At 52.4% G+C, this 23,163-nt stretch carries 14 protein-coding genes; 7 read left to right on the forward strand and 7 right to left on the reverse strand.

What is annotated here, in order from left to right:
• Position 1: 1 nt before the first annotated feature.
• The 4 genes from HG66A1_RS14540 to nadA form a co-directional block, all read right to left on the reverse strand.
• Positions 2-772, reverse strand: a complete 771-nt coding sequence (locus HG66A1_RS14540; RefSeq protein ID WP_145185131.1) for a ferredoxin reductase — start codon at positions 770-772, stop codon at positions 2-4.
• Positions 773-787: 15 nt separating this feature from the next.
• The gene (gene nirB / locus HG66A1_RS14545) at positions 788-3,751 is read right to left on the reverse strand and encodes a nitrite reductase large subunit NirB (RefSeq protein WP_145185134.1); all 2,964 of its coding nucleotides are present in this window, start codon (positions 3,749-3,751) and stop codon (positions 788-790) included.
• Between the two features lie 64 nt (positions 3,752-3,815).
• Entirely contained in the window at positions 3,816-5,195 is a 1,380-nt protein-coding gene (locus HG66A1_RS14550; RefSeq protein WP_145185136.1) for an MFS transporter, read from the reverse strand.
• 566 nt (positions 5,196-5,761) lie between these two features.
• Positions 5,762-6,751 carry a quinolinate synthase NadA gene (gene nadA / locus HG66A1_RS14555; RefSeq protein WP_145185138.1) on the reverse strand — a complete coding sequence of 330 codons (990 nt, stop codon included), beginning with the start codon at positions 6,749-6,751 and terminating at the stop codon, positions 5,762-5,764.
• Between the two features lie 205 nt (positions 6,752-6,956).
• Here nadA and HG66A1_RS14560 point away from each other — a divergent pair, with 205 nt between their 5' ends.
• Positions 6,957-7,781: a PIG-L deacetylase family protein gene (locus HG66A1_RS14560; RefSeq protein WP_145185140.1), complete on the forward strand. Its 825-nt coding sequence runs from the start codon at positions 6,957-6,959 to the stop codon at positions 7,779-7,781.
• Between the two features lie 33 nt (positions 7,782-7,814).
• Positions 7,815-9,167 carry a c-type cytochrome gene (locus tag HG66A1_RS14565; protein WP_232106837.1) on the forward strand — a complete coding sequence of 451 codons (1,353 nt, stop codon included), beginning with the start codon at positions 7,815-7,817 and terminating at the stop codon, positions 9,165-9,167.
• Here HG66A1_RS14565 and HG66A1_RS14570 read toward each other — a convergent pair.
• Entirely contained in the window at positions 9,154-10,458 is a 1,305-nt protein-coding gene (locus tag HG66A1_RS14570) for a CPBP family intramembrane glutamic endopeptidase (RefSeq protein ID WP_145185142.1), read from the reverse strand. The genes HG66A1_RS14565 and HG66A1_RS14570 overlap by 14 nt on opposite strands.
• 310 nt (positions 10,459-10,768) lie before the next feature.
• Here HG66A1_RS14570 and HG66A1_RS14575 point away from each other — a divergent pair, with 310 nt between their 5' ends.
• The 3 genes from HG66A1_RS14575 (at position 10,769) to rpmA (ending at position 13,958) form a co-directional block, all read left to right on the forward strand.
• Positions 10,769-12,280 carry a serine/threonine protein kinase gene (locus HG66A1_RS14575; protein ID WP_145185146.1) on the forward strand — a complete coding sequence of 504 codons (1,512 nt, stop codon included), beginning with the start codon at positions 10,769-10,771 and terminating at the stop codon, positions 12,278-12,280.
• Between the two features lie 423 nt (positions 12,281-12,703).
• A complete protein-coding gene (locus HG66A1_RS14580) occupies positions 12,704-13,549 on the forward strand; it encodes a hypothetical protein (protein ID WP_145185149.1) in 846 nt (281 codons plus the stop codon).
• A 157-nt stretch (positions 13,550-13,706) separates the two neighbouring features.
• Positions 13,707-13,958 (forward strand): 50S ribosomal protein L27, encoded by a 252-nt coding sequence (gene rpmA, locus HG66A1_RS14585; RefSeq protein WP_145041157.1) that lies wholly within the window; start codon positions 13,707-13,709, stop codon positions 13,956-13,958.
• Between the two features lie 77 nt (positions 13,959-14,035).
• Here the strand turns inward: rpmA and HG66A1_RS14590 are convergent, their stop codons facing one another.
• Complete coding sequence (locus HG66A1_RS14590) at positions 14,036-15,256, reverse strand: S1C family serine protease (protein ID WP_232106838.1); 1,221 nt, start codon at positions 15,254-15,256, stop codon at positions 14,036-14,038.
• A 345-nt stretch (positions 15,257-15,601) separates the two neighbouring features.
• Here HG66A1_RS14590 and HG66A1_RS14595 point away from each other — a divergent pair, with 345 nt between their 5' ends.
• Complete coding sequence (locus HG66A1_RS14595) at positions 15,602-17,014, forward strand: 6-phosphofructokinase (RefSeq protein ID WP_145185153.1); 1,413 nt, start codon at positions 15,602-15,604, stop codon at positions 17,012-17,014.
• On the opposite strand, the gene HG66A1_RS14600 is transcribed toward HG66A1_RS14595, so the two are convergent.
• On the reverse strand, positions 17,011-18,939 hold the full coding sequence (locus tag HG66A1_RS14600) for a hypothetical protein (protein ID WP_145185156.1): 1,929 nt from the start codon (positions 18,937-18,939) through the stop codon (positions 17,011-17,013). The genes HG66A1_RS14595 and HG66A1_RS14600 overlap by 4 nt on opposite strands.
• Before the next feature lie 389 nt (positions 18,940-19,328).
• On the opposite strand from HG66A1_RS14600, the gene HG66A1_RS14605 reads away from it, so the two are divergent.
• Positions 19,329-23,039 (forward strand): family 10 glycosylhydrolase, encoded by a 3,711-nt coding sequence (locus tag HG66A1_RS14605; protein WP_145185158.1) that lies wholly within the window; start codon positions 19,329-19,331, stop codon positions 23,037-23,039.
• Positions 23,040-23,163 lie beyond the last annotated feature (124 nt).

The raw sequence follows: 23,163 nt of genomic DNA on the forward strand, positions 1-23,163 counted from the left end.
GTTAACTGTTTTTTCGTTTTTTATGGAATTGCTCGCTGTGAATCAGCTCCGCCGGGGCTCCCATTTCCTCAAGATGCTCCTGGAATTCCTGATTGAAATTCCGGGGGCCACACAAAAAGAAACGGCAGCTGGGAATCTGAGGAATTCGGGAAATGATGAAATCGAAGTTGAGATGCCCGCAGTAACCCATCCAGTGGGGGACCGGCTGTGAAAGTGTCAGGAAGTAATGAAAACCCGGTAACTGGGTGATGAGTCGACGTGTTTCCTGGTCAAAGATGACATCCCGATGTGTACGCGCACCGTAAAACAGGTAGCAGGACCTGTTCTCCTGCAAATCATTCAGATAGCGGACGATGCTCATCATGGGAGTAATTCCGATTCCGGCACAGAGCAGAATCAATGGCTCGGTGTGGTGTTCCGGATCATAATAAAACTGGCCCAGCGGTCCTTTCAGCCGAAGCTGACTGCCACGCTGTACCTGTTCGAAAAAGTAATTGCTGGCCTCCCCTTTTCGGTTGCGTTTGATCGTCAGGTCAATTCGTTCTGGACGCAAAGGTGAAGAACTGATGGAAAAACTCCGCCAGACTTCTTTGCCCCGGATATCCAGGCAGACCTTGATAAACATTCCCGGTTTGTGAACCGGCAGTTGGCCCTGCAGGTTGTCCAGACGAAAGGTGCAGACATCCTCGGCTTCCTGAATCACATCACAGACAGAAAGGGTTACCAGTGTTTCGTTTTGTTTTCGTTCGTCTTCCGGCTTCGATAAGATCATTTCTTAAACCTGTGCTTAGTGAGCGCCAGCACATACTGTTTGGTTAATTAATTCATCGAGTACCTCGGGAGCAGGCAGCTCGAGGTAAACGTTTTCCTCTTCATCAACTTTAACATTGAATACCTTGACTGCATATTCTTCATCCCCACTCAGGCAGGAACCGTTCTCCAGGGAAAAGGTCTTCTTATGCAGCGGGCAGGCAACTTTGGGGATCCCGTGTGAATCTCCCACGATGCCCCGTGAGAGTACCATCGCCTGCTTATGCGGGCACATCTGCTGACAGGCAAACCATTCCCCGCGACTTTCGAAATTGAAAACAGCCAGCTGAGATTGACCATATTTGACGGTCGATCCCGATTCCGCTGGGAAATCGCTGACCTGCCCCACTTTGACCCATTTGCGTGGCGGTTCATCCATTACGGGGGCCGGTGGTTCAGCGGCCTGCAGGCTCTCGAGCGGAACAAAGTCCGGTGCCCAGTCAACAGGTCGTTTCTGGCCGCGTTGTGGAATGAGCTCGATTGATGGTTCGTGTTCGTCGGTATTGACGAACTGTTCAAACAAACGCCGCTTGGCAGGATTATCAACGACCTCTTTCCATTCACAGTGATAGCTGTCGACCAGCGACTGCATCATGTCTTCGAGTTCGTCGCAGATTCCCAGCTTGTCTTCAATGACTACTTCGCGCAGATGTTCGATTCCCCCTTCCAGCTTATCCAGCCAGGTGGCGGTGCGTGTCAGTTTGTCTGCGGTCTGAATGTAATACATCAGGAAGCGGTCCAGGTATTTGATACAGGTCTCTTCGTCCAGGTCCGAAGCAAACAGGTCGGCGTGTCGTGGCTTGGCTCCGCCATTCCCACAAATGTAGAGGTTGTATCCATTCTCGGTCGCGATCAGTCCAAAGTCTTTGCTCTGCGCTTCCGCACATTCCCGGACACAGCCCGAAACGCCCCCTTTGATTTTATGTGGTGCACGGATTCCGCGGTAGCGCTCTTCGAGGCGAATTGCAAAACCGACCGAATCTCCCACCCCGTAACGGCACCAGGTGGTACCTACACAGCTTTTGACCGTTCTCAGGGCTTTGCCATAAGCGTGTCCGCTCTCGAAACCGGCATCAATCAGTCTTTCCCAGATTCGGGGCAGATCATGCACTTCGGCTCCAAACAGGTCGACCCGCTGACCCCCGGTGATTTTCGTGTAAAGTCCGAAATCCCGGGCGACTTCACCGAGTACGATGAGTTTTTCTGGCGTGATTTCACCACCGGGAACACGGGGAACGACGGAATACAGACCACCCCGCTGCATGTTTGCAAGGAACCTGTCATTGGTATCCTGCAGCGGTGCATGCTCGACAATATGCTCGTTCCACAGACTGGCCAGAATCGAGGCCACCGTAGGTTTACAGACCTCACAACCATCGCCGGCTCCGCAATCTGCAATCACTTCAGCAAACGACTTCAGCTTTTTGATTTTGATGATATTGAACAACTCGGTGCGTGAGAACTCGAAGTGCTCGCAGAGGTGGTTGTTAACCGTGATTCCCGCTGCTGCCATCTCGGCTTTGAACACGTCGGTTACCAGGGGCATACAACCACCACAGCCACCGCCTGCTTTTGTGCAGGCTTTGACTTCGTCGACCGATGTCAGCTCCTGATCCTGAATCGCCGCGCAGATCTGTCCCTTCGTGACATTGTTGCATGAGCAGATTTGTGCTTCGTCAGGCATGTCCGCAGCACTGCCGCCGGGAATCCCCCCTCCGCTGCCCACGACCAGTTCGTGGGGACTGCAGGGGAGTTTGTCTTCCGACTTGGCCAGCAGGGACAGGCTACCGTAATCGGAAGCATCTCCAATCAGGATGCCTCCCAGCAGGTGAGTCCCCTCGGTGTTAAACACCAGTTTTTTGTAGACGCCCTTAAACGGGTCTTCGAAGGTCAGGCTTTTGGAAATGTCAGGCCCCGCTTCGTAATCACCGAAGCTGGCAACATCGACGCCCATCAGTTTGAGCTTGGTTGAAAGATCGCTGCCCGTAAATTCCGCTTCGCCGTGACACAGATGGGTCGCTGCCACTTCAGCCATCTGATAGCCGGGAGCGACCAGACCGTAGACCATACCGGAATGCAAGGCGACTTCACCGACCGCGTAAATGTCGGGATCAGACGTCTGCAGAAAATCATTCACCAGGATGCCGCCACGCGGTCCGACTTCGAGATCACATTGCCGGGCCAGTTCATCACGGGGACGGATCCCGGCGGAAACGATGATCATATCCAGATCCAATGTATCGCCATCCTGGAAGAGAATTCCCTCGACGCGGGATTCGCCCAGAACCTTTTCGGTGGCTTTATTCAGATGGACCTGGACGCCCAGTTCCTCGATTTTCTGTACGAGGACTTTCGAACCCGCGTCATCAATCTGACGAGGCATGAGCCGGGGGGCAAATTCCAGCACGTGTGTCTGTAGTCCCAGGTCGAGAGCTGCCTTGGCTGCTTCGAGTCCGAGCAGACCGCCACCGATGACTGCTGCAGTCTTGGACTGTTTCGCGTAAGCGATGATCTGTTCGAGGTCGTTGATCGTGCGATAGACGAACACCCCCCGGTTTTTGATCCCCGGCACGTCCGGCACAAAAGGATAAGAACCAGTGGCGATTACGACTTTGTCATAGGGGATTTCCACCCCTTTCTGGGAGCGGATGATCTTATTTTCACGGTCGATGCTCACGGCTCGATCGGAGAGATGCAGGTCGATCTGGTTGTCCGCGTACCATTCCTTGCGGGCCAGCATCAGTTTTTCCGCATCATTATGGGCAAAAAACTGGGTCAGGCCAACGCGGTCATAAGCGGCCCGGGGCTCTTCACAGAACGTGGTGATTTTATATTCCTGTTGCTCATCCTTATCGACAAGCTGCTCGCAAAATCGCAAGCCGACCATTCCGTTGCCGATGACGACGACATTCTTCTTGTTGTCGAAGTTCTGCTGAATCACGTTATCCTACCTTTTAATTGAGCACTTGAAGTTTGATATTTGAATTGCTTTCCTCGTCAGTCGCTTATTGTCCCATGGAGGGGGCAAGTTCCTGTTCGCCAGGCTGTGGTGCGAGCGCAGATTCATGGGCCAGGCGGGCTTCCTCTTCCATTTCCTCACTGAACCGCACGAGGAAGGTCAGAAAAGCACAGCAGGTGACGATCGCTCCCAGAATGAACAGAGCGGTCGGCCAGTTGATGGCCTGGGTTTTAAACAGAAAGCCCGCTGTGACTGCCCCGGCGTTGCCACCGGCGCCGACGATACCTGAGACTGCTCCCAGCGCTTTTTTGTTGATGAACGGTACAACGGAGTAAGTCGCCCCTTCTGACATCTGCACAAACAGGCTGAAGACGATCAGTGAGGGCAGTGCCATGGCGAGAACACTCATCTGTGAAAAGACCATCAGAGCAATACCTTCACAGAAGACGGCGATAAACAGCCATTTGACGCGGCCGCTGAGCCCCCACTTCTGTCCGAAGCGGTCACCGAAGATTCCCCCCAGTGTTCGGGCGAAGATATTCATCAGTCCGAACAAACCCGCAAACAGACCGGCCATTTTCACAGCCTTGGTCGTATCCATGCTTTTGAAGTAGTCGAAGTAATCGAGGAAGTAGAGGGCTGCCACGTTGTTGATGGTCAGTTCGATTCCGAAACAGGCACCATAAATCACGAACAACGCCCAGACGCGATGGTCTTTACAGACATTCAGGAATTGCCCTTTCTGCTGAGCTTTCTGAGGCATCTTGCCTGCTTCCCGGAGTTCTTTGAAGTTCCCGTCAGGAGCATCCTGGGTCAGAAAGTAATAGGCGATTCCAGTCAAGGCACACACCAGGCCGGCAAGAAACATCGATGCGCGCCAGCCGATCGAATCGCTGAACCCAAGGATGCCGACGAACAGTCCGAAAATCAGTGGCATCACCATCTGTGTCACTCCACCCCCCAGGTTTCCCCAGCCGGCGGTGGTTGCATTGGCGGTTCCCACACAATTCGGTGCGAACATTAAAGAAGTGTGATACTGCGTGATCACAAATGCGGCCCCAATCGCCCCGATCGCAATCCGAAAGATCAGGAACGTGGTGTAATCATGCGCGAAGCCGATCCCCATCACGGGAATGGCTCCCAGGACCAGCAACCAGGTATAGGCCAGGCGGGGGCCAATCTGATCACAGAGCCAGCCGATGAACAGTCGCGCGATGACCGTAATCGCTACTGATCCTATAATACACCAGCCGACCTGCTCCCTGGTCAGGCTCATTTCCTCGCGGACAATATTCATCAACGGTGCGATGCCGAACCAGGCAAAGAAACACAAAAAGAAAGCAAACCAGGACATATGAAATGCCCGCATCTGGGGCGTTGAGAAGTTAAACAGGTTGATCCGGGTTGCTTTGTTTTGAAGTTCCATTTTCTGAGAGCTTTCTTGTGGATTCGAGGTGAACTCGAGACTGCTTCCACTCTCTTCAGTAAAATGTCGTGGCGGATCGACGGTCTGCGCAGAGATACCCTGCGTAAGATTGAGAGAGGAGTTAGACTGCGTCTGTCGGGATCAGTCAGTCTCTGCTGCAAGCATTGGAAGGAGCGCGGCACTAATGGCTTGCAGACGAATTTGAAATATCAATTGTTGAATGAGTTGGCTTTAGTTCATGTTCAATCAGATATTCTGTGATGGACTGCGACTCCACTAGCGCAACAGAGACCGCAGAAAGATCTACCGACAGGATGTGAAGCATGCCGGTATTAATTCTGAATGAAGACTAGGCAAAGCGTGTGCCTAAAAAATAAGACAATGATCTTAATAAAATCGACACGGTCGTTAGCATCTTGAAAACCCCTGCGATGGGAGAGCGAATCGGGTTTTCAAGTACTCAAAAAAATTCGAGCAGGCGGAAGGAGACGCTATTAAGTGTGCAGGTAATGCGCGTAAGTGCCCGGTATATAAGCAGGAGGCAGCATCCGGGATAGGAGGTTCGACTACTGCAGCAGGCTGCGTTCGAGAACGTCGCGGGCTTTGTCGAAGTACGGCTGCCATTCGATTTCCGGCTTACCATATTTCAGACAGTCGCGGACTTTCTGTAGCGTATTGAGGGCCATATGCGGGCAGCGGTTACAGGCACATGTTTCTCCTGAAGATGCCATGATGCCCGGCACGGGAAGATAATTGTGCTGGGGAGCCGATTTTTCCAGGGGGTGAATCATGTTCGCTTCGGTTGCGATCAGAAACGTACCCGGTTCTTTGATCGACATGACATACTGACGCAATTTCTCTGTCCCTCCGATGAAGTCAGAGACTTCCAGAATCGAATGCGGGCATTCGGGGTGTGCCAGGACAATCGATCCCGGATTATTCTTCTTGGCCCGCAACAGATCCTGCACGCTGAAGATCTCATGCACCATACAGGAACCGGGCCAGAGAATCATCTGCCGACCGGTGACTTCCTGCAGGTAACGTCCCAGGTGCTGATCCGGCACGAACAGGATTTCTTTATCAGCAGGTACCCGGTCAATAATTTCCCGGGCATTTCCACTGGTGACAATCCAGTCGCAGAGGCTTTTGACCTTCGCACTGGTATTGATGTAGGCCACAGTTTCAAAATCACGCCCTTCGGCGCGGAGCTTCTCCTGGAACTGGAGCAGGTCTTCGTACTGGCAACTGTCTGCCAGGGAGCACCCGGCATGCAGATCGGGCAGCAGTACCGTTTTTTCGGGGCTGAGAATCTTGGTCGATTCCGCCATGAAATGTACGCCGGAAAAGACGATCGTCGAGGTTTCTACTTTGACGGCGTCACGGGCCAGTTTCAGGCTGTCGCCCGTAAAATCTGCGACATCCTGAATGTCTCCATCAATATAGAAGTGAGCCAGCAGAGTTGCATCTTTTTCTTTCTTCAGCGCATCGATCTCATCCATCAGATCAAGGGGATCTTCATAGACACCTTCACCGGGATCGACTGTAGGCAACGACATTGACTCACATCCTTTGAAATTCGAGAGCAGAAACAGGTGTGTCGAGGGGAAACCATCGCGTTGTGCCAGGTTCAACAGTTCAGCATCATAAACTTGCTGGAGAATCTGAAACCTTTGCTGTACAACATTAGTAATATTGTTTAAGGAATTACCTCCTCGTCAAGCACCCAATATTCTATATAATTCCGCGAAGGTTTAGAACTCTATGGCTGATCAAACATTGCGAATCCTGGTATTTGGCGCTCACCCTGATGATTGCGACATCAAAGCGGGGGGCACAGCCGCCCTGTACCAGCAGGCCGGTCATACCGTGAAATTCGTCAGTGTGACCAATGGAGAATCGGGTCATCACCGGATTTCCGGAGAGGAACTGGCCGGAATTCGTCGTGCTGAAGCTGCTGCCGCCGGGCGTGCTCTCGGGATCGAATACGAAGTTTTGAACAATCGGGACGGTTACCTGCAGCCCACAATCGAGGCCCGTTTCGAGATTATTCGACTGATTCGTACTTTCCAGCCCGACCTGATCCTGACACACCGCCCTAACGATTATCATCCTGATCATCGATATACCTCGCAACTGGTCTGTGACGCCGCCTACATGGTTACGGTGCCTCCCATCGTACCAGACGTCCCTGCCCTGCGGGAAAATCCGGTCATCGCGTATCTGTCAGATCACTTTACCCGGCCTTACCCGTTTTCGCCCACGGTGGTCATCGATATCGAACCGGTCTGGAATCGCGTGATCGATGCCCTCGACTGTCACAGCAGTCAGTTCTACGACTGGCTGGCTTATAACCATTTCTATGAAGATGAGGTTCCGCAGGATCCCGCGGAACGCAAAGTCTGGCTTAGTGGCAAGATGAAAGACCGCATCGGGCCGCTGGCGGATCGATATCGGGATCTGGTAATCGAAATATATGGGCCCGAACGCGGCAAGGAAATTCAACTGATCGATGCGTTTGAGCCCTGTGAATATGGCTCTCCCCTGACCTCTGACAATGTCAAAACCCTGTTTCCGTTTCTTCCCTGACCTGTTTTCTTTCTGAGATTGATTTGAAATAACATGCGAACCCTCTGTTTCTGCTTCTTGATGCTTGTGCAGCTAACTGCCTCTGTCATTCCGTTAATGGCGGAAGAAGAACCGTCTGCTGCACGCGGATACCAGCTGCTGACCGAAAAAACGTACCTGCCTCCCGACTTCGATCAGGCTGTGTTTGATGATCTCTGGAAAGTCTGGCCGGAAGACCAGCGCAAGCAGGCTGAAGCAGCGACTCAGGCAGAGCGGCGACAGATGATTTTTGACTATTACGGGATCATGCAGAAACCCGAGTCGGAGTCATCCCCGCTGGGCTATGTGGTCACGAACGAACAGAAGTGGGTCATGAACTGCTTTGCCTGTCATAGTGGCAAGGTGGCCGGTCAGGTGATACCTGGAGCTCCCAACAGTCATATTGGCCTGCATACGCTGACCGAAGATGTAAGCAAAATCAAACTGCAACAGTTAAAGAAGCTGAGCCACCTGGATCTGGCTGCAGTAGGGATGCCCCTGGGGACGACGCACGGCACGACCAACGCTGTCATTTTTGGTGTCGTACTCGATTCCCTGCGTGATGGGGAGATGAATTTCGATAAGACCCGACCGATTCCCGAACTGCTGCATCATGATATGGATCCCCCGGCCTGGTGGAACGTAAAACGCAAGTCGAAGATCTATTCCGATGCCTTCATGACCAAAAATCACCGGGTGCTCATGCAGTTCATTCTCATTCCTCGCAACAATGCACGACAGGTCAAACAGTGGGAGGCGGACTTCGCGAACATTCTGGCTTACATTGAATCACTTGAACCTCCCCGCTATCGCTGGCCCGTTGATGAACAGCTGGCCGCACGGGGGCGTATCATCTTCGACCAGAATTGTGCCCGTTGTCACGGTACTTATGGAGAGAACCCGAGTTATCCCGAGAAGGTTATCCCGCTGGCTGAATTGAAGACAGACCCCGTGCGTCATCAATCCCTGCCTCCCGCTTACCGGGCAGCCCTGAATGAGAGTTGGCTCTCTCGCTATGGCAAGGATCCGGTCGTCGAAGCCCCAGCCGGCTACGTGGCTCCGCCACTCGACGGAATCTGGGCATCAGCGCCTTATTTTCATAACGGATCGGTGCCCACGCTCTGGCATGTATTGCATCCCGAAGCACGGCCGCAAGTCTGGAAGCGGACTGTAGACGGTTATGATGTGAATCGCGTGGGACTGGAGATCGAAAGTTTACCTGAGCTGCCGGCAAAACTGTCTACCGTCGAACGGAGACGCCACTTCGACACTACGAAGTTCGGCAAATCAGCCGCGGGACACGAGTATCCCAATGACCTCAATGAAGCAGAGAAACAGGCAGTACTCGAGTATCTCAAAACGCTATGAGCTGCATCGCCTCGGGTTGTGCGGTAACAGCTTCCTGCTGAGGGCTGAATGCCGCCATGCTCACAAGGAATATCAGAAACAGGAACACGCCTGCCGCGTAAAGCAGCGGATGCGCTTTCTCTCGCATCATGGTCACCGGGCTGTTTGCCGGAGGCTGTTCGGTGGAAGGATAGCCGGGAGTCCACTCCTCGCCCTGTGGCGTCATGTATTTCACCCGTGTCTTCCAGAGTTGGACACAAACTGCGGCCAGGAACAGTGCCGCGGATGCCACGATCAACGGATGTACTGGCTGAGTTTCGTCTCCCAGACTGGCTGCGCTTTCGGGAATCGCGGTCGCCATTTTCGCCATCGAGACGGCAAACGCATTGTTCATGAAATGCACCAGCATCGGTGCCCAGAAACTGCGGGTCACGTAATACACATAATGCATGAACATCCCGAGCGGAATGACGGCAATTACATGCGCGGGGTGTGCATGCACGATACCGAACATGATCGACGTGATCACAATTCCCGGCACCAGTCCCCAGCGTGCGATCAGACCACGGCCAATCATGCCGCGAAAGATGAGCTCTTCTCCAATAGCGGGGAAAACGGCTATCACCAGAATCAGAGACCAGAGCGAGTTGTTCGCCGCCATATCCTTTACGATTTCCATCGTCTGCATTTCGTTGAAACGTTCGAGGATGGGAATCTGTTTCGCGACGAGACTCCAGGCGTCAAAGGCAATTCGATACAATTCTCCCGACATGAGCGCCAGGGGCAGCACGCAGATAAACAGCAGGAAGCCTGTTGAAAACGCAAACGGCTGCAGATTGAGTTTTTGCAGGGGACGTTTACCCAGACGTAAGCCGACGGCAATCAGTCCGATAAAGACAAACACGGCCTGTTCGACCCCCGCTGCCTCCAGCGGATGGCCTTCCACGAGCTGGGCAATTTCTTTGCGGAACGTGTCAGGATCCTGACTGATATTGGATGTGGCGATCAGATAAATCACCCCGCAGACCAGGAACAGCATGATTCCCAAAAAATGGGCACCGAAGACCCCGAACATCCAGCAGATCGACTCAATCAGACCGGGACCCGGCGGAGCCGCGTTTCCGGAACTTCCATCATGCGGACGAGGTGCGTCTTCCCCTTGGGCTGTCTGCAACGCCTGATCCAGAAACTGATCCAGTTCCTGGGCAGACTCTTGATCCTCTGACTCAAAGATCGGGGAATCAGCTGCGGTGTGTGCAGAGAGTCTCTCGGGATTTGTATCTTCCGAAGGAGAATTTTCAGGAGCGACCATGGAGATATTCTAAATCTGAGGGAAGAACGCCGGCCAAACTCGGTGCATTTACCGGAAGGTGACCGTTGTAAGTGATTATATAGTTGAGGCTTATGCCGTAATTCTGAGTGCGGGCTGTCGTCTGTTTAATAAGTCTATGTCTTAATAGTCGGATTTACGAAGCGGGAATTTGTATTTTTTGGGGAAATCCGGGAATCCTGTCAAATAATTGGCCGTGCGGAACGAATCCTCACCTGACGCCCGGCATTGTGCAGGAACTGGTTGTCGCATTTCGTTCAAATCCCGATATGATAGAAATACTGTCTCAAGCATGAACAGATTACCTTCTGTAGAGATCCCCCTGATCGAGCGCAATTCAGCAATGTCCCCCAATTCATCCTCAGATTCCGGCACCCCGCAGCAAGATCGACAGTTGCAGTACTGCGCGAACTGCAATTCCACTTACTTTCAGCAGACCGGTTCTGATAATTGCCCCGTCTGCGGTGCACACGTGGATGACATTTCGTTGATGGATCTCCAGGAAACAATCGTTGTGCAGGAGATCGACGGGCTGGTTGACAATGCAGATTCCGCTTCCATTGTTGTGGATGATCCGATTGCGGGTACCGATCTGCACGTTTATCAGTGCCAGTCTCTTTTGGGCCGGGGAGGCATGGGCATGGTCTACCTGGCCACCCATCGCGATCTGGGACGCCAGTGTGCCTTGAAGATTCTGCTGCCACATCTTTCGGAACGCGATCCTGAATACGTGCAGCGTTTCATTCATGAAGGTCGCGCCGTCGCCACATTGAATCATCCGAATATTGTGACCGCCCATGCGATTGGCGAAGAACGCGGTTATCGATTTCTGGAAATGGAACTGATCACCGGACGTGCGTTGAGCCATGTTGTCCGCGAGGATGGCCCCCTCTCTGCCCTGCACGCGACATCATTGATCGCACAGGTGGCGTCAGGGCTGGGAACCGCGCACGCTAAAGGCATCATTCACCAGGATCTGAAGCTGGAAAACATTTTGTTGACCGGTGCGGGAGTCCCGAAAATCGCTGATTTCGGCCTGGCGAAGCGCATCTCTGCTGAGGAGGGAGGCGCGCATCAGCACAATCTGGCCGGTACTCCAAATTACATGGCACCGGAACTCTTTCAGGGGGGCATGGCCAGCGCCACTTCGGACGTCTATTCGCTGGGGGTCTGCTTTTTTGTGTTGCTCACAGGCCATCTGCCGCACCGTGCGGAGAACTTTAATGCTCTGATTCAGGATGTGGTTTCCAAACCGGCACCGAGCGTTCGCGATCTCTGCCCAGAGATTCCTCTGGAGATCGCTGAGTGTGTCTCCCTGATGCTTGATAAGAGTCCCGTGAACCGGTTTCAAAACGGTTACATGGCCTCTCTGTTTCTGAATGCAATTCTCGGCCAGGTACAGAATATCGAGTCGATGCTGCACGAGGCGTTTGGGAATAACCGCAACGTTTCCTGGAAACGCAACGGTCACCAGTACATCCTCGAAGTCAAACAGAGTGAACGACGCAAGCAGACTGTCATCATCGAACCCAGCGAACATCAGCTGCATGAACGGCTGCTGTTAATCTACAGCACCTGCTGTGATGCCCAGACCGAATATTACGAGGAAGCACTGCGTCTGAATTCCGAAATATCGCATGGGGGAATCTCGATTCGGGACGTGAATGGCCAGGCAAAGTTCGTCATGGTGGATACCTTCCCCCGCTCTTCAGTTGATGCCGAGGATATTCGCAAAAGTGTGATCGCCGTGGCCCAGCACGCCGATGAAATCGAAGAGAAACTGACCGGTCACGATTTTCACTAGGTCGCCTTCCTCTCTCTGCATCTGATCAGAGGGGTTGCAGGGATTATAGAGGCCAGGTCAGCCTGTCAGCCGGTGCCGTTTTGCTGCGAGCAACTGACATAATCAGGCGGATTTACTGTGAAATCCCCCCGAACCGAAAGCAGGCGCTTGACCCTGCTTTCCAGACAGGGATATATTGAAATCGGAGACTTTACGGGAAACAGACGCGCAGCTCCGGCTGCGACAACGCATTCCCGTCTCTCAAAACCGCTCTTCCTGAGTGTACATGTTTATGCTGGCCTGTCTGAAATCTACCTGATAACAAGGTGATTTTGCAGCGAATTGGTAAAGACTCTATGGGATTTTCCCGGGTTACGTCGATATACTGTAACAGACAGCCAATTGCTCATTTCCGTGCATCGTGAGAAACTTCGGGGTTATTACATGCGTCAATTACTGAAACGTTCTGCTCTGACAACATTTATCTGCAGCTGTCTGGCACTGCTGACAGGTGGTATGCCAGCGCAGGCTCAGGAAAATAAACTGACTCGTGGATTTACCATTAAACCCGATTTGACCGCGACCGGTGAAGAACGGGCGACTCAGAAATCTCTCTGGGTTCTGGATGCGACTTTCAAGCCGATGCGTATGATCCGCATGGATCTGACGAATCCCAAAACGGGGAAAAAAGAGAAGACTCTCGTCTGGTACCTGGTCTATAAATGCGTGTTACGACCGCTGGAACGTCCGGGCTCATCAAATGACCTCACGCCACAGAATGTAGAAGTTCCACCTTTGGGGCCTTCCCTGTTCGTGCCGGAAGTCGTCTTGATCACCAACGATAACGGCCAGCAGACCAGCTACCCCAACCAGATCGTTCCCGAAGCGGAAGTGATCATCAATAAGCGGGAGCGTCGTCAGTTCAAAAATGCCGTCGATATCATCGGAGAGTTGCCACCCGAGACCGCAGCCGATGCAAAATCGGAAAACGCCATCTATGGTGTCTGTGTCTGGACAGGCGTGGACCCCAATACTGACTATTTCACGATTCTCTTCTATGGTCTCTCAAACGGCTATAAAAAGGTCGAAGGTCCCGATGGAAAAGAAATGACCCTCCGCAAGGTCCTGGTTCAGCAATACTGGCGACCGGGAGACCAGTTTGGACAGCAGGAACAGGAGTTCCGTCCGAAAGGGAGTCCCTTCTGGCAATACCTGCCCGATGATCCTGAGCAGGCTGCCGAGATGGAAAAGAAGCTCAATCTGAATGCGGCTGAGCAAAAACAGCCCTGATTTCTCCCTGACTGCTGAAAAACAGTGGGAAATTGTCCAGAAAAGGGTTTATCTCTTGCAAGTTCAGGCCTGATTCGCCAATATACGGCCTCGATTAACCAATATTTTAGGAAAAGCCCCTGTCAGGGGCGACTTTTGCTACCTGAGGAAAAGAGTAATGGCACATAAGAAAGGTCAAGGTTCCAGCCGTAACGGTCGCGATTCAGAAGCTCAGCGCCGTGGAATCAAGAAATTCGGCGGTGAAAGCGTTCTGGCAGGAAACATCATCGCCCGTCAGTGCGGTACCAAATGGCATCCTGGTAAAAACGTGGGAATGGGCAAAGACTACACCATCTTCTCACTGGTTGAAGGCACTGTCTTCTTCGATAAGGATGGTCGACGGATCAACGTAGAGCCTGCTTTGAACTAAGCATGCTCCCCTGGTGCACTCAGTTGCATCATGAGAATATAAAAACTCCCCGATGAGCTTTCACCGGGGAGTTTTTTTTATGGTCGGTTGGACTGACTGGCGGTCAGGGTGACCGAGACTTTGGTCGGCGTCTGTTCCTTCCCCCGCAGCACGGTCACCACAACGGTGTCACCAGGCTTTTTGCTCTCGATATAATCCAGGAAGTCCGCAGCGGATTTGATCTGCTTCTGGTCTACAGCGACGATCAGATCCGCTGCCCCCCGGTCGACCCGTTCGATGACGATCAGTCCCCTTCTCTGTCGCACGATCTTTGGACCGCGCAAACCTGCCTTCTCAGCGGGTCCCCCCGGTGTCAGTTTCGCAATCAATAAACCCTGCTCGGTCTCATAGACACGCTGAATACCGATTTCCGGATGAATCATATGTCCGTGGGTCAGCAATTGGGGAACGACGCGGGCAACGAGATTCGAAGGAATCGCAAAGCCCACGCCGGAACTCTGACCGGTATTACTGGCGATTGCGGTATTGATTCCGATTAACTGCCCATGCGAATTCAGCAAGGGGCCACCTGAGTTCCCCGGGTTCACTGCGGCATCAATCTGAATGATGGATTTGATCGTGCGGTTACCCCGCAGTTTCAGGGACCGGTTCAAACTGGAGATAATACCGCAGGTCATCGTCCGTTCCAGTCCGAACGGGTTGCCAATCGCAAAGACACGCTGTCCTACTTTCAACTTACTGGAATCGGCCATGCTGACCGGAAACAACACTTCCGGAGCTTCATCAATTTTGATCACGGCAATGTCATTGATGGCATCAGCGCCGACAAAGGTGGCCTGGTATGATTTCCCGTTAAACAGGGTGACATTCACCTGCTGGGCATCTTCGATCACATGGTAGTTGGTCAGAATGTGCCCTGCTTTGTCGATGATGGCTCCCGAACCTGCGCCTTCCGTATCATATTCGAGCATGAAAAAACCATCGCTCTTCGTGCCTTTGGTCGTGATGTGGACCACGCTCTTATTCAGCTTTTCATACACGCTGACATTAATCTCCTCTTCGGGAGACAGCCCGCGTTGATTGAATAATTCGGTGATATGTTCCGGCGTCGTCTTGTTGGCATTAACCTCAGGGGGCGCGGGTTTCAGTGGCGTGGGAGGAATGATTCGGGGGCCGGTTAAATTCGGTTGTACCTGTGCCTCTGAAGAGGCAATCAGACCTGCAGACGGGGCATCCAGAGCAGAAACGACCAGACCACCGATCACGGCAGAGAAAAAACAACCAATGGCGTATTTCACGATAAACCTCGCATGACTCAGAAATCAAAGAGATTGGATAAAACAGGTAGCGCAGGGGCCTGGCTGAGAGCCGGTGGGCATGCGATTTTTCAGGAAACATAAAAAAACACATGCAATCTCTAAGAAACTACATCATAATTCGCAACCGGGTTCGCGAAGAAAACGGGATTCTTGCGATAATAGACAGTAGTGTAAGCGGCTGAAATCTTATCGAATCAACCCTGATACCGTAAATAGGAAATCAAAGATCCAGCTGGATTACACTCATTTTCTGTCTGACAGAAATGGCGAATGCATCGATGTATTCCCAGCCAGCTACCCGCAGTTCAGCATGAAAGGACCGCTATGCGTCGGATTGCTCTTTTAACGGCAGGTGGTGACACGCCCGCATTGAATGCCACAATCTTTGGAGCTGTGGAGCGTGCAAACGAACTACGGCTGGAAGTCGTGGGGATTATCAAAGGCTTTGGCGGACTGCTCGACCCCGCCGTACCTCACATCAGGTTGAATCCACTCTATTCAACTCTTCCTGAACTCGATCCCCGCTGCGGTGGTACGATTCTGGGTTCATCCCGCACCTATATTGATGAGTCCCATGCCGGTGAACTGCAGGTGGTTAAGAAACGCCTGGATCAGCTCGGGATCGAAGGCTTGATCTGTATCGGCGGCGACGGAACTTTGAATGGCATGCAGCCGATCTCGCAGTTCATGCCTTGTGTGCTGGCTCCCAAAACCATCGATAACGATCTCGGTTTGAATTACCTCGATGAACCAAATGAATGGGTGAAGGAAACGAACCCGGAGACCGGGAAAGAGAAGCTTCGCAAGTTGCCGGCCAAGCAGGATCTGGAACTGGATGACATGGTCAATTACGCGACCCCCGGCTATGCGACTGCGGTCTACGTCTGTGTGCAGGGCGTGCAGCGTATTCGAACCACTGCCGAAAGCCACCGACGGATCGCGATTATCGAAGTCATGGGACGGGAATCGGGATATCTTGCATTAGGGGCCGCCTATGGACAACCCGATATTGTCCTGATTCCGGAAGTCCCCCTGGATTACGATCGATTCGAACGCCGGGTCCGCGAACTCTACGACACACAGAAAAATGTGGTGATCGTCATTGGCGAAGGACTCCGGGATCAGAATGGGAAACGACTGGGGGACATTTCGCAAAGTGTCGACCCTGCCGGAAACGTGATCTTCAGTGGGGCTGCCGAGATTCTGCAGAACATGTTGATCGAGTCACTGGGGGATCATTACTTTGTCTCGAGGAAGCGACATGAAATGGCCAAGTCGGCTACATTCACCCGTAAAATTGGTCACACACAACGCGGCGGACGTCCTATCCGCTTTGACCGGTTTTATGCCGCCCAGCTTGGGGGAAAAGCGGTCGACCTGCTGGTCCAGCGGCAGAACAACTATGTAGCCATCCTGCAGTGGAATGAGCAGCAGGGATTCCACGTCAGCTCAATCAGTGGCAATGCACTGCGGGATGCCTGGCGGGGAATCCACCCTCGTACCCTGCACCCCTCGTTCTATGATGAGCATCGCTACCAGCCTTCGAAACTGGGTGTGCAATACCTGTCAAAAATCTTTACGAACGCGGTTGGGTCTGATGACCTGGAGCTGCTTAAAGATGACCTGTTTGATACCGGGCACCTTAAAACCCGGTATCAAAGTATCAATGTAAGTGTTCACAAACACATTCGCTATCTCAGTACTCCCCAGGATCAGGGCCCCGTTGACCAGTTCTAGGGCTCTTCCTGTGGAACTTCAAATCCAGCCGGCTCTACTTCTGGAATCGAGATGGTAGAACGTTCTTCGGAGGGAGTTTTGTTTGAGATGGTGTATGTCGCCTGTACCGCCTGATTGTTTCGCAGCAATCCGGTGTCTGCTGCCATAGCCAGACGAAGTTCCTTCTTGGTGGAAACGTAGCGGGAAGCCACTTTGTCCGAATGAATCATGATATCATCAATCACATACTCATCGTGCTGACGCTTGATTATCACTGTGGCACCCTGCTGGTCATCACCCAGTTTGAGGCGAGCATAGCCCTGGTTTTCATTCAGTTCCATTGTCGTCAATCGTGACATCAGCAGTTCCGGGATAGAGAAGCCAATCTGTGGAACCCGATCAACCTGTCTCCAGACCAGTTCATTGAAGTCACGAGTCGAGTGACGCTGCAGATTGCGAATATTGTTTTCGTGCATGTCGTAGGCGTAGTTCTGTACCTGAACCAGCAACTCCAGGGTGGCTTTCACAGACGATGGTCGGCCCTGCAGGTCGAGTTCGATATCATCGACCAGCAGTTGTCCCAGGTGGTCACGCAGGATGTAAGTTAACGGCAGGTTCCCCTGTCGGGCATGGACCTTCGTAACAGAACCATTGAAGTCGATGTCCAGGATCTCAAAGCCTGGCTGTGCGATTTCGTCAATAGGCAACTGGGCTACCAGGTTGGGATTGACCTGCTCCCAGACGCGTCGGTTTAAATCGGGAGTCGAACTGAAACCCAGAATCTTGACATCCCGTTTGGTCAAAGCTTCATTGAACAGCAATGTGATCGCGCGGGAGGAGAACAGTGAGGTCAGAGTGACCTGCTGTTTCCCATGATCCTGGAACAGTGTGACTTCTTCAACCAGGTACTGATCGGGGATATCCATTTCATCGGATTCGATCTTGAGCAGGGAGAGGTTAACCATCTTCCCGTCTTTCTGGGTGATGAAGTTGGCCAGTTTGTCTTCCACTTTCAGTTCATAATCTGCTGCTGCCATCTGCGATTCCGGCAGGGGAGCGACTTTGAGGTCTCCAAAGTTCAGGCTGCCCTGGTAGAACTTGTCGGCCGAGAATTTTTTCAGGGCGACTTTGTCAGCCTGGTTGTAAGCATCCAGGAAGTTGCTGACTGCCAGCAGCATCTTGGCTTCTTTTTTCGCGGACTTCACATGATTCCCATCCTCGCGGGATTCGACAGCGACGTCAGTCGCTTTCCATTTGCCTTCGTTGAGTTTCATCGTGATGATCATCTGCCCTGAACGTCGCGAAATACGAATAATGGCGATGTCTTTATCCATCTGGGCGTCGGGGCGTTTACGTTTCGTGCTGGAAGATTCGCCGGCGATTCGCTGGGAAAGCTTGGCCAGGAACGCGGGGTGCAACTGCTCCAGTGTTTCTTTGAATTCACCATCTGTGGATGCCAGAATGTCATCCCGATTGCCGTCTTCCCAGGCATCGACAAATTCGCGGATGGTCACTAACAGATCCATCTGCTCGGTGACCGACTTCATCACGTTCAGGTTTTTCGATTTCTGGTTGATGTAAATGTCATCAACAACCCACTCTCCGGTCTTGGTGACTTTCTTCAGCTCGTAGAGCAGTTTCTTTTTGTTTTTACCGACTTCAACAACCACTTTTTTGTGATTCTCGGAAACATCCTTGATTTCTACAATCGTGGCTTCACCGGTCGGAATATTGAGAACCTTCAGGTCATCCAGCGACGACTTGTCTCTGAATGCCACCTTGGAAAACTTCATGGTGGTATGATGTTTCAGTTTTCGGATGTCTTCTTTTTCCATTGCCTGTGCAAACTGCTCAATGGTCTTCATTTCGACCATGGAAGCACAACCTGTTACCGATACAAGTAGAAGCAGGCCACTGACCAGAGAGAAACCGTTTTTTAACATCATGATTAGTCCAGGCAGGTATTGGGGTTTTGAGAGGTATGAGGATTTGGTGTTTCAATTCCGAAAGCGGAGACGTTTACAACAAGATATGCTTTCGAGATTCAAACGAATGACAACTGCTTGTGGATTGAGAGTCTTAAAGACAGTTGCGAGAGAGGAGACGTTTTTTTGCAGGTTTGCGGATTTTCGTCAAGAGGGTTCCTGGAAAAAACGGTACGTTTCGTGCAGATCAGGAAAAAATTAATTGGGGTTGGCCTGAATTCCGAAATTAATATAATACGTGCCCTCGCCTGTTATTCATTTCTAAAGTGATTCCCCTCTTCGTCTGTTTTCCGTTCAGGCTAAACACATTTCCTGGGCCTTTCGCTACTGTCTGTGTTAGTGGAAAATCTGTGACTCATATTCGGAAACGAATTCTATTGATCTGTGGTTTCATCTGCCTGCTTGCCGGTTCGGCGCTCGCAGACGGCGATACCTCTGTCGCTACCCGGCTGCGGGTTGAATGGGGTGAGCAGACTCCTCGACTCTGGAATGCACGCTTCGAACTGACTGAGGGTGAAATTACTGCGGTTCGCTCGTTGGGAGTCGATGCCGACGAAATCTCTGTCATCACCCGGGATCAGGGGGCTGTACTCTATCAGCCACGAACCAGTCGGGTGTTCAATAGTATTGAATTGGAAGTCCAGGGAGCTCCTGCTGCTAAGCTGCAGGTCTTTCTTCAGGACCGCAATGACTCCTCGATCACTTTGAAACAGGAATTCTCACTGAACGAACTGCTGCAGCACAAAGAGATCCTGCCGATCACCCAGACCGGTGCTCAGTTGATCGTCCAGCAGGCTCCCGGAGAAAAGCTGGCTCTGCAGGTAGACCGCCCCCATCTGGTATATGAACCGGCAGAATCAGTTCAATTTCAGGTTGTTCCCACTTTTTTACGAGGAAAAGAAATCTCCTCAGCCGACGTTCTCAAGTGGCGAGTCACTCGAGCCCGCAGCACGGAAACCGTGCTGGAAGGCCAAATCAAACTTTCCGAGGTGTCACAAGAGAACCTTACCAAAACAGGTATCTCTCTGGAGTTCAAGGCACCCGCAGAAGGAGTTTATCTGCTGCAGGTCAACGCGGACTCGGGGCAGGAATCCCTGGCGCAGTTTGTTGTCCTGGACCAGGGCGTGACGACTTCACTGGCTGAAAGTGAATCATCCGTGCTGGTCGACAGTCTTTCGCTGGATGGAAAACAGGATCAGAACGATCTGGTCGCGCGGCGGGCGCGCAACCGGCTTCGCAATTCGTTTCGCTCGTTGTTTAAATCTGGCAAGGACTTACCTGCGGACACTTCGGCAGCAGCCCCCTGGTCTGCTTACCACTTGAAAATCAGGCATCCGCACCTGCCACATAAGCTGGTGATCACCTATCCTGAGTCAACAGACACCCATCTGGGGTTCAGTCTGCTGGAACCAGACGCTGCAGGGCAACTGGTTCCGGTAGGCATTGATGGGGGCGTCTACCACGCTGCAGCATCCCCTGCCTCAAACCTGCAGAAACGGGAGACTGAGTCACGGACCGAACTGCTGTTCTGGCCTAAAGTCACCAATCCCGTGTTGCTATTCCATAGTCTGGGGCATCCTGAAGCCGCAGAAGTGGCTGAGGTCTCGGTTTATGAATTGGCGAGTAATAAAAATGAGATGTCAGCAGAACTTTCATTACCCACAGAGAAAAAACGACTGGTGGGTCCCTATCTGCAAAAGCCACTGCTTCCCGAAATCTTTGGCGCCGCCCAGGTCCTGGACCTCAACAGTCATCGCAGCCTGGATGACTGGCAGACTTTCTATGAGGCGGGAGACCGGTTGGCACAGTATCTGAAGTACCAGAGTTTTAACAGCGTTCTCCTGGGTGTCGCAGCCGATGGCAGTGCGATCTACCCTTCCCGGCACTTACAGCCAACTCCCCGTTATGACTCTGGAGTGTACCATTCTTCCGGGCAGGATCTTCAGCGGAAAGACGTTCTGGAACTGCTGTTTCGGATATTTGACCGGGAGCAGTTAACCCTGGTGCCTGAATTGCAGTTCTCGTCAGTCAATGCGGCTCTGGAAAAACTGATTGAGGAACAGCCTGAGCAGGCAGTGGGTATCGAACTGGTTAACCTGCACGGCCAGACCTGGAAAAAATCACAAGTGGCCGCCCGCGGGCAGGCCCCCTTTTATAATCCCCTGCATCCCCGGGTTCAGGAAGAAATTGTCAACGTCTTTACTGAACTGGTCCAACGTTATCAGGCACACCCTTCGTTTCAGGGGGTGGCGGTACAACTCAGTCTGAATGGATACTTACAGCTTCCCGGACTGGACTGGGGCTACGATGATGCGACTGTCGCCGCTTTCTCCCGGGAGACAGGTGTGCGAATTCCCCGGTTTGCTGAATCGCAACGGTTTGAAAAACGATATCAATACCTGACCACGACGGCTCTGCCTCAATGGACCGACTGGCGCTGTCAGAAAATCCGGGCCCTGCATGAACAGCTCGCAGCAGTATTGTCGAAAGCGAAACCCGACGCACAACTGGTATTTTCTGCCCGCGAATTGATTCCGACTCAAAGTCGGCAGGGGAATGTGATTTCTGCTTTGAAAACCGGCGCCCCGTTTCGACCGGTACTGATGGAGATGGGGCTCGATTTATCCCGCTATGATCAGATCACCAATGCCGTAGTAATCAGGCCTCAGCGTTTCATCTGGGGACAACAGGCCGAGCACGATCTTCAGTTTCTGAACACTCACTCCAACATTGATGACAGTTTCAAGTCGCGCGTTAATGGCGTCGTCTATTATCATCAGCCACTGGAAATCCGGATTCCTGAATTCGACCGGCTGTCTCCCTGGCAGCCGGCCTTTACCTGGCTGGCCACTCAGGCTTCGCCCTCAGCGGCAGCCAATCGGATTCGCTATGTGCATTCCGTTGCAGCACTGGATCCCTATATGACATTTGACGGAGGCTGGACGATTCCCTTTGGGCAGGAAGAGGCCACACGTTCCCTGCGATCGCAGCTGATTCAATTACCGGCCCGTCCATTCCAGACAATCGACTCCTCAGAGCAGCCGGTGATTACCCGTTTTTCCAGAGGGAAAGAGAAGTCTGTCTTCTATCTGGTCAACGACTTCCCTTACCGCTGCGAAGCGACCGTATCGTTGATGATGACACCAAAAGCGACCGTGGCCAGACTCGGAAACGGCGAATCGGTGCATTTCACTCGTACGACTGAAGGTGTCAGCAGCTATAAGATCTCGCTGGAAGCCTACGATCTGCAGGCGTTCGAGATCGACGACGCCCAGGCGAGATTGATCTCCGTCAAAACCACCATTGATCAGGTTGATCTGCAGGAATTACAGGCGCGCATTGATCAGAAGAAAAAAATGCTGGTGCAACTGCATCGATCACTGGATGATGCATCGGCTGTCGTCTTCAAGGCGGATTTTGAAGCCAAAAACTCACGGGATTATATCCTCGCAGGCTGGGAGTCTAAAACGGATCAGCGGGTTTCCTGGAATCTCGATACTACAGAAGCGCATTCGGGTCGCACTTCACTCGTGCTGGATACCCGCCCGGGTAATAACTTCCTGCGTACGAATCCCATTCCCCTGGAGAATTGCCGCTATCTGAATATGGGCGTCTGGATGAAATCAAAGTCACCCAATATGCAGGTGCGGATTTCACTGGAAGCGGAGCAGAATGGAAAGCTCAAGGCGCAGTCTGCCATCATCGGTGTGGACCAGAACTGGCGGAAGTACGTCTTCCGTGTGAAAGACATTCCCTCCTCACAGATTCAGAATGCCCAGATCGTGATCGAGAAGCTGGGGAATGAAAAACTATGGATCGATGATGTCGATCTGCAAATCCATCAGATTTCTCCCGAAGATGACCGTCAGCTGACCAAGCTGATCTCAACGCTGGCTCTGGCCTGGGACTCACAACGCTACCTGGACTGCTATCGCCTGCTGGAAAGTTACTGGGGCCAGTTCGGGGAAACCATCGCCCCACAGTCTCAGCCGACCCAGGAGGGAGCTGAGCCCGTCAAACACGTTGAGCGGCGGGGCCTCCGCAAGCTGATTCAACGCTGAAAGGCACAGCGCAGTGCGCGAGTTAGTGCTGTCGGACTCGCTCTAACATCAGTCATATTAAGGGAATATGCGAATTCCCCTGATTCGAGACTGTGGAAGTGCTATAATGGATGATGAACACTTC

The organism is Gimesia chilikensis (assembly GCF_007744075.1).
GTDB lineage: Bacteria > Planctomycetota > Planctomycetia > Planctomycetales > Planctomycetaceae > Gimesia > Gimesia chilikensis_A.

Bases quoted from the DNA above. Each gene is read 5' to 3' on its own strand.
- HG66A1_RS14540 (WP_145185131.1), bottom strand. From the start codon at position 772: ATGATCTTATCGAAGCCGGAAGACGAACGAAAACAAAACGAAACACTG.
- HG66A1_RS14550 (WP_145185136.1), bottom strand. From the start codon at position 5,195: ATGGAACTTCAAAACAAAGCAACCCGGATCAACCTGTTTAACTTCTCA.
- nadA (WP_145185138.1), bottom strand. From the start codon at position 6,751: ATGTCGTTGCCTACAGTCGATCCCGGTGAAGGTGTCTATGAAGATCCC.
- HG66A1_RS14560 (WP_145185140.1), top strand. From the start codon at position 6,957: ATGGCTGATCAAACATTGCGAATCCTGGTATTTGGCGCTCACCCTGAT.
- HG66A1_RS14565 (WP_232106837.1), top strand. From the start codon at position 7,815: ATGCGAACCCTCTGTTTCTGCTTCTTGATGCTTGTGCAGCTAACTGCC.
- HG66A1_RS14570 (WP_145185142.1), bottom strand. From the start codon at position 10,458: ATGGTCGCTCCTGAAAATTCTCCTTCGGAAGATACAAATCCCGAGAGA.
- HG66A1_RS14575 (WP_145185146.1), top strand. From the start codon at position 10,769: ATGAACAGATTACCTTCTGTAGAGATCCCCCTGATCGAGCGCAATTCA.
- HG66A1_RS14580 (WP_145185149.1), top strand. From the start codon at position 12,704: ATGCGTCAATTACTGAAACGTTCTGCTCTGACAACATTTATCTGCAGC.
- rpmA (WP_145041157.1), top strand. From the start codon at position 13,707: ATGGCACATAAGAAAGGTCAAGGTTCCAGCCGTAACGGTCGCGATTCA.
- HG66A1_RS14595 (WP_145185153.1), top strand. From the start codon at position 15,602: ATGCGTCGGATTGCTCTTTTAACGGCAGGTGGTGACACGCCCGCATTG.
- HG66A1_RS14600 (WP_145185156.1), bottom strand. From the start codon at position 18,939: ATGATGTTAAAAAACGGTTTCTCTCTGGTCAGTGGCCTGCTTCTACTT.